Genomic DNA, 10578 nt, shown 5'->3' with positions numbered 1-10578 from the left:
GGGTGCGGGGCCGGTGCGGGCGGGGCGGGATCCGGGTCGGCGAACGGCGGCGGCGATCCCGGTCCGCGCCCCAGCGCGCGCCGGCGGCCGGCTGCGCCGCCGGGGGCGGAGGGGGGAACGTCGTTCGAGGTCATGGCCCTCGCAGGCTACCGCTACCGCCCGCGAAGTCGTCGTACGAGGATGCTGGCGTCCCCGCGGCTCTCCAGGTCGGCGAGGACCACGGCGACCGCCTCACGGACGATGCGACCGCGGTCCACGGCCAGCCCGTGCTCGCCGCGGAGCACCAGACGGGCGTGCTCCAGGTCCATGAGCTCCTCGGCGGAGACATAGACGGTGATCTTCTCGTCGTGGCGCTCACGCCCGCTGGGCCGGCGTGCGGCCGCCCGCCCGCGCTTGCGCGGCTGGCCGTCGTCCTGGGCGCCGGCGGCAGAACCTTCCTGCGCGCCCTGACGGCGGTCCGGACGCTCCCCCTGGGCTCCCCTGGCGCGGGACTCCCCGGCGTCGTCCTGGCCTGCGTCCGCCGCCGCGTGCTCGGCGCCCTCGCCGTCGCCGCCCTGCGCGGGCACGGCCTGCGGCGCGTCCTGCGCACCGCCGGCCGCCACCGCGTCGCTCTCGCCGGCCGGCGCCGGCACCCGGGCCTCGCCGCCTGCGGGGCGCCGGGGCGCGGACGGCTGAAGCGCCATTCCCCCTGTCGTACGGAAGAGTTCGTCGGCCCCCGGCAGACTCACTCGGCGTGACACCGGGCGAGCACCTCCCTGGCGAGCTGACGGTAGGCGGCGGCGCCGACGGAGTTGGAGGCGTACGTGGTGATCGGCTCACCGGCGACCGTGGTCTCCGGGAAGCGGACCGTACGTCCGATGACCGTGTGGTAGACGTGGTCGTCGAACGCCTCGACGACCCGTGCGAGCACCTCACGGCTGTGCACGGTGCGCGAGTCGTACATGGTCGCCAGGATGCCGTCGAGCTCCAGTTCCGGGTTGAGCCGCTCCTGGACCTTCTCGATGGTCTCGGTCAGCAGCGCCACGCCTCGAAGGGCGAAGAACTCGCACTCCAGCGGCACTATCACCTTGTGAGCGGCCGTCAGGGCGTTCACGGTGAGCAGACCGAGCGAGGGCTGGCAGTCGATGACGATGTAGTCGTAGTCGTCCATCAGCGGCTTGAGCGCACGCTGGAGCGTGGACTCGCGCGCGACCTCGGAGACCAGCTGCACCTCGGCGGCGGACAGGTCGATGTTGCTGGGCAGCAGGTCCATGTTGGGGACCGCCGTCTTCAGGAGCACCTCGTCCGCCGCCATGCCCCGCTCCATGAGCAGGTTGTAGACGGTGAGGTCGAGCTCCATCGGGTTGACGCCGAGACCGACCGACAGCGCGCCCTGCGGGTCGAAGTCCACGAGCAGAACCCGCCGGCCGTACTCCGCGAGCGCGGCACCCAGGTTGATGGTCGACGTCGTCTTGCCCACGCCGCCCTTCTGGTTGCACATCGCGATGATCTTCGCGGGGCCGTGCTCGGTCAGCGGGCCCGGGATCGGGAAGTACGGCAGCGGGCGTCCGGTCGGACCGACGCGCTCACGGCGCTGTCGGGCCGCGTCGGGCGCGAGCGTGGCCGCGTATTCCGGGTCCGGCTCGTACTCGGCATCGGGATCGTAGAAGTGCCCGTCGGGCAGTTCGTCGTAGTCGGCGAAGTGGTTGTGGGGCGCGCCACTTCCGTCGCCGGCCATGGCGTTCACGTGATGGCCATCCATGCTCTGGTGTGCTGACAGAGCCATATGGGGGCTGCGCTGGCTCTGGTGGGCTGCGAAGGTTCGGACAGCGACGGAGCCGACAGCCTCGAGCCCCGCGGAACCCGGGTCCCGCGTAGGCATTCCTGGTTGACCACCCCCGGGAGCAAATGTCGACTCATTCACAAGTCGTCTTACCTCCTTGGTGACCAGGAAACTTCTAGACAAGGTCAGCGTGGCACCATGCCGACGGTTGGCGACTCTATGGCGTGTCGGGCGTCCGCAGCAACACAATCCGCCGTACCCGGCCCGATGTGTCGGCAATGAAACATCCCGCTGTCAAGGGCGTACGGCCGTCGCACGGCAGGTTTCACCGGTGTGCGAATCGGTCGAAGAGTTACGTTCGAGGCGAGTTGACCGAGAGCCGCAAAGTGACCATACACACATCCGGCCGGACCTTGTCGGGCAAGGTCCGGCCGGGTGGGAGCGGTTGACGCGCCTTGTTGACGTATCGCCTTTACGAAAAGGTGACTTGGCTCGTCGGGGCTCCGGGAGCGCCCGCCGGCTCAGCCGAGCAGGGAGTCCAGCTCCACGTGCTCCAGGCCGTGCGCCTCGGCGACCTCGCGGTAAACGACCTTGCCGTCATGGGTGTTGAGGCCCTTGGCCAGCGCCGGATCGCGGCGCAGCGCCTCGACCCAGCCCCGGTCCGCCAGTTCGACGATGTAGGGCAGCGTGGCGTTGGTGAGGGCGTAGGTCGAGGTGTTGGGGACGGCGCCCGGCATGTTGGCGACGCAGTAGAACACCGAGTTGTGGACCGGGAAGGTCGGCTCCGCGTGCGTGGTCGGACGGGAGTCCTCGAAGCAGCCGCCCTGGTCGATGGCGATGTCGACAAGGACACTTCCGGGCTTCATCCGGGACACCAGCTCGTTGGTCACCAGCTTCGGGGCCTTGGCGCCCGGGATGAGCACGGCGCCGATGACGAGGTCGGCCTCCAGGCAGGCCTTCTCCAGCTCGAAGGCGTTGGAGACGACGGTCTGGATCTTCGTGCCGAAGACCTTGTCGGCTTCCTTGAGCTTGTTGATGTCCTTGTCGAGCAGGGTCACGTGGAAGCCCATGCCGATGGCGATCTGCGCCGCGTTCCAGCCGGAGACGCCGCCGCCGATGACGACCGCCTTGGCGGCCAGCACGCCCGGGACGCCGCCCGGCAGCACACCGCGGCCGCCGTTGGCGCGCATCAGGTGGTAGGCGCCGACCTGGGGGGCCAGCCGGCCCGCGACCTCGGACATCGGGGCGAGCAGCGGCAGCGCGCGGCTCGGCAGCTCGACGGTCTCGTAGGCGATCGCGGTGGTCCCGGACTCGACGAGCGCGTCCGTGCACTCCTTGGACGCGGCCAGGTGCAGGTAGGTGAAGAGCGTCTGGTCCTTGCGGAGGCGGTGGTACTCCTCGGCGATGGGCTCCTTGACCTTCAGCAGCAGGTCGGCCGCGGCCCACACCTCGTCGGCGGTCTCCAGGATGTGCGCGCCGGCGGCCACGTACTCCTCGTCCGTGATGGACGAACCGACGCCGGCGCCTCGTTCGACGACGACCTGGTGGCCGTGGCGCACGAGCTCGTGCACACCGGCGGGGGTGATGGCCACCCGGAACTCGTTGTTCTTGACCTCGCGGGGGATGCCGACCTTCACGTCGATCACGGTCCTTGGCTCAGAGGGTGTGGGGGTACAGCGAAGACATTCCCGGAGGTACAGGGCACACCGGGACGCACCGCAGGAGAACGTGCGGCAGAGCCAGTCTAATGAAGGTGTTCCCGCTGTCTAGCCTTTCATTGCATCAACCTTCAGCAGATGCACTGCGGATTTCGCAGGCGTCAACGGCGTGATCCGGCCGTTCGGGCCCCGTAACGCCGTCCGCGGGCTCCTTTTCCAGGATGCGCTCGGCCGCGCCCCGGTGCAGGCGGGCCGCCGCCGGGTCGCCCAGGCGGTCCAGGGTGTCGGCCAGCCGCAGCCGCAGCGCGGCCTGGAGTCGGGTGTCCTCGGCGCGCCCGGCCCACTCCACCGCCTCCTCGCAGGTGCGCAGGGAATCCTCGGGGCGGCCCGCGTACTCCTGGACCCGGGCCAGCTCGCTCAACGCCCGTGCGTGCGCGGCCACGTCGCCGTTCCTTCGGTGCCTCGCGGCGCAGGCCCGCCAGGCCCGCTGGGCCTCGCCGTACCGCCCGGCGTAGGTGTGCGCGGTGGCGATGCGGCCGTACAGACGCGCCGCGTCCGCGCGCTCGTCGCGGGCCAGGCGCTGGGCGAGGGCCCGGCCGAACCAGTCGGCGGCCCGCTCGTAGTCCCCGAGCTCCAGGTGCGCGCCGCCTACGGATTCCATCGCGCGGCCGATCGCATACGGATCGTTCGCCTCGCGTCCGGCGTCCAGCGCGGCCCGGTACCGCGCCAGGGCCTCCGCGGTGCGGCCGGTCCTCGCGTCGACGTCGGCCAGGTTCAGCAGGGCCGCGGCCTTCTCCCGGGGCAGCCCGCGGCGCTCGGCCACGTCCAGGACGAGCTGGTGCACGCCGTACAGGTCGGGGGCCGCCGCCTGGGTGCCGAGGTGGGCGACCATGGCCCGCACCAGCTGGGACATCAGCCGGCGGGCGAGGGTGTCCAGCTCCCCGTCGGCGACGGCGAGGCGGGCCGAGGCCAGCAGGGCGGGGCGACGCGCGCTCAGCCAGTCGGCGGCCGCGCGCGGGGTGGGGAAGCGCACGGCGCGCGGCATGCCCTGGAGCTTCTCGCGGGCCTGGACGCTGTCGGTCTCGGTGATGGCCCGGCAGGACTGGAGCAGCCGTACCGTGCGCTCCAGCATGCGGGCGCGGGCCAGCTGGAGCTCGGCCGGGCGGTCGTGGACGTGGGCGGCGGCCCGCAGCAGCGGGTGCAGACAGCCGGGGATCTCGTACTGGGGCAGCGGCGAGTCCAGGGCGCGCAGCAGTCCGAGGGCGGTCAGGTCGTCCAGGACGGTGCGGGCGGCGCCCACCGAGCAGCCGGCCAGCGCGGAGGCGGTGTGCGGGTCGGCGAGGCCGGCCGGGGCGAGGCTGAGCAGCCGCAGCACCCGGGCGGCCGGGGCGGGCAGCGCGGCGTGCACGAGCCCGAACATCCGGCTCAGCGGCGACCCCTCGTCGCTCTCCGCGTGGAGTTGCCGGGCGAGGTCGGCGACGGCCGCCTGGGGGCGGGCGGCGAGCCAGCCGCCGGCCAGCGTCAGGGCGGCGGGCTCGCCCTGGCAGGCCTCCACGAGCCCCTCGGCGGAGCGCGGGTCGACGGTGATGCGGACGGAGCCGGTGTACCGGGTCAGCAGGTCCAGGGCGGACTTGGTGTCCAGGCCGCCCAGGGTGCAGGGGCGCACGTCCGCGATGCCGGTGAGGGGGCCGGAGGAGACGGCGACGAGCAGGCACTGCGGGGCGTCGGGGAGCAGCGCGTCGACCTGTTCGGCGCCGGCCGCGTCGTCGAGCAGGAGCAGCACCCGCCGCCGCGCGAGGGCCTCGCGCAGGAGGGCCGTCAGGTCGTCCTCGTCGGCTCCGGCGGGCGCCGGCACGTCCAGCGCGGCGAGCAGGTCGCGGGCCGCGCGCTCGACGGGCACGGGTGTGCCGTCGGGCTCGGCGAGGCGGGTGCGCAGCACGCCGTCCCCGTAGCGGTCGGCGACCTGCCGCACGAGCTCCTCGGCGAGCGCGGTCCGTCCCGAGCCGGGCCGGCCGGCGATCAGGAGCACGCGCGCGCGAGGGGCCTTGCGGCCGGAGATGGTGTCCAGCCCCGCGCGCTCGATGTCGGCGCGCAGTTCCTTCAACTCCCGGGTGCGGCCCAGGAAATGGCCCTCTGTCGCAGCGTGTCCGGACAGCTGCGCGCCGCCTGTGTCCACTGCCTGATCCGTCACGGGCCACACTCCCGTCCCACCGCGCACGCAACCCGCCGGGACTCCGGATCGGGTGATTTCCCGAGCCTAGTTCACCCTCTGCGACGTTCCGGGAGGAGCAGGGCGGCGCGCGGCCGGGACCCCCCGATCGGATCAGCCGATCGTCACACCGGAGGGGTCTCGGAGGGGCGAAATCCGGTCACGGACGACAGCCGGACGGTCGGGTTCAGGCCTCGAACGGACGGGCCGGCCAGGGCGCCTCGGCCGGGCGCAGCGCGTCGACGCCCTCACCGCCGCGGGCGGCCGCCAGCGACAGCACGCCGACCACGAGGCAGTTGTTGTGCACGTCGCCCGCGAGGACCGCCCGGACCAGTTCGCCGACCGGCACACGCGCGTGCTCCATGTCGGCCTCCTCGTCCTCCACCGCGAAGCGCTGTCCCTCCGCCTCCGACAGTCCCCGGGCCAGGAAGATCCGCACGGACTCGTCGCAGCCGCCGGGCGTCGTGTACACGTCGGTGAGAACGCGCCAGTCCTCCGCCTTGACGTGCGCCTCCTCGTACAGTTCCCGCTGGGCCGCGTGCAGCGGGTTCTCGCCGGGCACGTCGAGCAGGCCGGCCGGGATCTCCCACAGCTTGTGCCGCACGGGGTGGCGGTACTGCTTGATCAGCAGCACGCGGTCGTCGTCGTCGAGGGCGAGCACGGCCACGGAGCCGGGGTGGACCTGGTAGTCCCGGCGGACCACGGAGCCGTCGGGCATGACCACCTCGTCGGTGCGCACCGAGGTCTTGTTGCCCGTGAAGGGGGTCTGGGTGGACCGGATCTCCCACGCCTGCGGAGTGTCCTTGATCGTCATGCCTTGCGTCCTTCCACCGTGCCACCTGCGCAAACGAAACCGGGGTGCAAACCCGTTGAGGATTTGCACCCCGGCCACCGTACAACCGGTGTGTTACTTCGAACTCTGCCCCGCGGCGACCTGCCGCTCGACCGCCGCCTTCACCAGGCCGGCGAACAGCGGGTGCGGACGCGTGGGCCGCGAGCGCAGCTCCGGGTGCGCCTGCGTGGCCACCAGGTAGGGGTGGACCTCGCGCGGGTACTCGACGTACTCGACGAGCTTGCCGTCCGGCGAGGTGCCCGAGAACAGGATGCCCGCCTTCTTCTCCAGCTCGGCGCGGTAGGCGTTGTTGACCTCGTAGCGGTGCCGGTGCCGCTCCTCGACGTACTCCCGGCCGTCGTACACCTCGCGGACGATGGAGCCCTCGGCCAGCTTCGCCGGGTACATGCCCAGCCGCATCGTGCCGCCCATGTCGCCCTCGCCGGCCACGATGTCGAGCTGCTCGGCCATGGTCGAGATGACCGGGTGCGCGGTGGCCGGGTCGAACTCGGTGGAGTTGGCGTCGCCGATGTCGGCCAGGTTGCGCGCGGCCTCGATCACGATGCACTGGAGGCCCAGGCACAGGCCCAGCAGCGGGATCCGGTTCTCACGGGCGTAGCGGATCGCGCCGACCTTGCCGAGCACGCCGCGGTCGCCGAAGCCGCCCGGGATGCAGATCCCGTCGACGTCCTCCAGCTGCGCCTTGGCGCCCGCCGCGGTCTTGCAGTCGTCGGAGGTGACCCACTTGATCTTCACGCGGGCCTTGTTGGCGAAGCCGCCCGCGCGCAGCGCCTCGGTGACCGAGAGATAGGCGTCGGGCAGGTCGATGTACTTGCCGACCAGGGCGAGCGTGATCTCGTGGTCGGGGTTGTGGACCCGGTCGAGCAGGTCGTCCCACGTCGTCCAGTCCACGTCGCGGAACGGCAGGTCCAGCTTGCGGACGACATAGGCGTCCAGGCCCTCGCCGTGCACGGTCTTGGGGATGTCGTAGATCGAGCGCGCGTCGGGGCAGGCCACCACCGCGTCCTCGTCGACGTCGCACATCAGCGAGATCTTGCGCTTGATCGCGGTCGGCACCTCGCGGTCGCAGCGCAGCACGATCGCGTCCGGCTGGATGCCGATGTTGCGCAGCGCCGCCACCGAGTGCTGGGTCGGCTTGGTCTTCAGCTCGCCGGAGGGGCCGATGTACGGCAGGAGCGAGATGTGCACCACGAACACGTTGTCGCGGCCGACCTCGTGCCGGACCTGGCGGACGGTCTCCAGGAAGGGCAGCGACTCGATGTCGCCGACGGTGCCGCCGACCTCGGTGATCACGACGTCGACCTCGTCCGTCGCCATACGGCGGATGCGGTGCTTGATCTCGTTGGTGATGTGCGGGATGACCTGCACGGTGTCGCCCAGGTACTCGCCGCGCCGCTCCTTGGCGATCACCGTGTTGTAGACCTGGCCTGTAGTGACATTGGCGGAGCCGTCCAAGTCACGGTCGAGGAAGCGCTCGTAGTGTCCGATGTCCAGGTCCGTCTCGGCGCCGTCGTTGGTGACGAACACCTCACCGTGCTGGAAGGGGTTCATCGTGCCCGGGTCGACGTTCAGGTACGGGTCGAGCTTCTGCATCACGACGCGCAGTCCCCGCGCCTTGAGCAGCATGCCGAGGCTGGAGGCGGTCAGACCCTTGCCGAGCGAGGAGGCGACACCCCCGGTGACGAAGATGTGCTTGGTCGTCGTGGATTTGGGCGTCATGGCCAAGAGGGGGCTCCCGTGGTCGCGATTCGAGGGTGCGGTTCGGGGGCTTCGAGACCACCGGTCCACGGGCTACCAGGGTATCAGCGCCTCGGAGAGATGGCTTCCGGCCACGCTCCGCGCACAGCCCGACACGGTAGGGCGTCCCAGCACCGGTTTCTCACCTGCTGCTCACCCGTTCGGCCCACCCGCGTTGCCCGGAGCGGCACGCAGATCATCTACGTGCGTCGTATCCTGCTCGGACACTCACTGCCGAGCCCGGTCGGCAAGACGGCACACCCCCGCCCGTCCCCCACCGGAACAACGAGAGCCCGGCAGTTCGTTGAGCAATAATCGGCGTTTTGCCCTGAGGGCCGAGCGGCTGCTTTGCTTCAGCGCTCAACGACGCATTACCAACGACCCCTTGACCGCACTAGCGACAGCCCCCGCTTCTCATGGGGGTGACGTGGCCGTTCGACTGGAGTTGCACGTGGCCGGGCGCATCGAAGACTACGCACTCATCGGAGACATGCAGACCGCCGCCTTGGTCTGCCGTGACGGGACAGTGGACTGGCTGTGCCTGCCCCGCTTCGACTCGCACGCGATCTTCGCCGGTCTGCTCGGCACGGAGGAACACGGGTTCTGGCGCCTGGGCCCGGCGCACGCCTCCGACGCGCCGCCGCCGCGGGCCGCACGGCGCACCTACCGCGGCGACTCGCTGATCCTCGAATCCGAGTGGGACACCCCGCGCGGCACGGTCCGGGTGACCGACTTCATGCCTCCCCGCGACGGCGCACCCCAGCTGATCCGGATCGTCGAGGGCGTCTCGGGCCGGGTGCCCATGCGCTCGACCCTGCGGATGCGGTTCTCCTACGGCCGGGTCGTGCCGTGGGTGCACAAGCACGAGGGCCGCACGGTGGCCGTGGCCGGACCGGACTCGGTGTGGTTCGACACCGACTGCGAGACCTACGGCAAGTCGCTGACCACCTACGCCGACTTCACGGTCGCGCCCGGCGACCGGATCGCGTTCACGATCTCGTGGGAGCCCTCGCACAAGGAGCCGCCCCCGCTGCCGGAGCCGGAGCAGTCGCTGGAGGCGACCGAGGAGTTCTGGCGCGAATGGGTCGAGCACTGCACGTACCACGGGCCCTACCGTGAGGCCGTGATCCGCTCCCTGATCACGCTCAAGGCGCTGACGTACGGCCCGACCGGCGGCATCGTCGCCGCGCCCACCACGTCCCTGCCGGAGGACATCGGCGGCGTCCGCAACTGGGACTACCGCTACACCTGGCTGCGCGACGCGGCGATCACCCTGTCGTCGCTGCTGCGCACCGGCTACCGCGAGGAGGCCCGCGCCTGGCGCGAGTGGCTGCTGCGCGCGGTCGCCGGCGACCCCGAGAACCTGCAGATCATGTACGGCATCGCGGGCGAGCGCGAGCTCGGCGAGGCCGAGCTCGACTGGCTGCCCGGCTACGAGAACTCCGGCCCGGTCCGGGTCGGCAACGGCGCCGCCCACCAGCTCCAGCTCGACGTCTACGGCGAGGTCACCGAGGCCCTGCACCTGGGCCACATGACCGGCCTGGCCCGCAACGACTACGCCTCCCTGCTCCAGCTCAAGCTGATCCGCTACCTGGAGCAGCACTGGGACGAGCCCGACGAGGGCATCTGGGAGGTGCGCGGCCCGCGCCGCCACTTCGTGCACTCCAAGGTCATGGCCTGGGTGGCGGTCGACCGCACGATCAAGCTGATCGAGTCCGGCGACGCGGACGGTCCGCTGGACAAGTGGCGCGAGCTGCGCGACGACATCCACCGGGACGTGTGCGAGAAGGGCTACGACAAGGAACGCAACACCTTCACCCAGTCCTACGGCTCCAAGGAGCTGGACGCGTCCCTGCTGCTCATCCCGCAGATGGGCTTCCTGCCCCCGGACGACAAGCGGGTGATCGGCACCATCGAGGCGATCCAGCGCGAGCTGTCCACCCCGGACGGCTTCATCCTGCGCTACCCGACCTCGGGCGGCGACGAGGGCGTGGACGGCCTCCCGGGCGACGAGGGCGCGTTCCTCGCCTGCTCCTTCTGGATGGCTGACGACCTCGCGATGATCGGGCGGGTGGACGAGGCGCGCAAGCTCTTCGAGAAGCTGCTCTCCCTGCGCAACGACCTCGGTCTGCTCGCCGAGGAGTGGGACCCGCGCCTGCAACGCCAGGTCGGCAACTTCCCGCAGGCCTTCAGCCACGTCCCGCTGATCGACACGGCGCTGCGACTGACGGCGTCCGGCGCGTACGGCGGCTGAGCCCCGGGGGCGACGCCTTACGGACCGGTGACGTGCGGCCGCCGAACAGGACCGGTCGGCCGCGCCCGCCTACGCTGGAGCCATCTGCCCCTGCACGGAAGGGGG

Annotated in this window: 7 protein-coding genes; 1 reads left to right on the top strand and 6 read right to left on the bottom strand. The window is 71.3% G+C overall.

What is annotated here, in order from left to right; all coding sequences use genetic code 11:
- Positions 1 to 152 precede the first annotated feature (152 nt).
- The 6 genes from KMS84_RS27960 to pyrG form a co-directional block, all read right to left on the bottom strand.
- Positions 153 to 740 (bottom strand): hypothetical protein, encoded by a 588-nt coding sequence (locus tag KMS84_RS27960; RefSeq protein WP_256919233.1) that lies wholly within the window; start codon positions 738 to 740, stop codon positions 153 to 155.
- Entirely contained in the window at positions 725 to 1861 is a 1137-nt protein-coding gene (locus KMS84_RS27955) for a ParA family protein (RefSeq protein ID WP_256919232.1), read from the bottom strand. The genes KMS84_RS27960 and KMS84_RS27955 overlap by 16 nt, the downstream gene beginning before the upstream one ends.
- Before the next feature lie 422 nt (positions 1862 to 2283).
- The gene (ald, locus tag KMS84_RS27950; RefSeq protein ID WP_256919231.1) at positions 2284 to 3408 is read right to left on the bottom strand and encodes an alanine dehydrogenase; all 1125 of its coding nucleotides are present in this window, start codon (positions 3406 to 3408) and stop codon (positions 2284 to 2286) included.
- Between the two features lie 136 nt (positions 3409 to 3544).
- Positions 3545 to 5611 carry a tetratricopeptide repeat protein gene (locus KMS84_RS27945; RefSeq protein WP_256919230.1) on the bottom strand — a complete coding sequence of 689 codons (2067 nt, stop codon included), beginning with the start codon at positions 5609 to 5611 and terminating at the stop codon, positions 3545 to 3547.
- A gap of 205 nt (positions 5612 to 5816) precedes the next feature.
- Positions 5817 to 6443: an NUDIX domain-containing protein gene (locus KMS84_RS27940; protein ID WP_256919229.1), complete on the bottom strand. Its 627-nt coding sequence runs from the start codon at positions 6441 to 6443 to the stop codon at positions 5817 to 5819.
- A gap of 93 nt (positions 6444 to 6536) precedes the next feature.
- On the bottom strand, positions 6537 to 8201 hold the full coding sequence (gene pyrG / locus KMS84_RS27935) for a CTP synthase (protein ID WP_256919228.1): 1665 nt from the start codon (positions 8199 to 8201) through the stop codon (positions 6537 to 6539).
- A 469-nt stretch (positions 8202 to 8670) separates the two neighbouring features.
- On the opposite strand from pyrG, the gene KMS84_RS27930 reads away from it, so the two are divergent.
- Entirely contained in the window at positions 8671 to 10473 is a 1803-nt protein-coding gene (locus KMS84_RS27930; protein ID WP_069773194.1) for a glycoside hydrolase family 15 protein, read from the top strand.
- Positions 10474 to 10578 lie beyond the last annotated feature (105 nt).

It is taken from the genome of Streptomyces hilarionis (genome assembly GCF_024539675.1).
Taxonomy (GTDB): domain Bacteria; phylum Actinomycetota; class Actinomycetes; order Streptomycetales; family Streptomycetaceae; genus Streptomyces; species Streptomyces hilarionis.
Note: the sequence above shows the minus strand (reverse complement) of the source record. Positions and strands in the feature narration are given on the sequence as shown.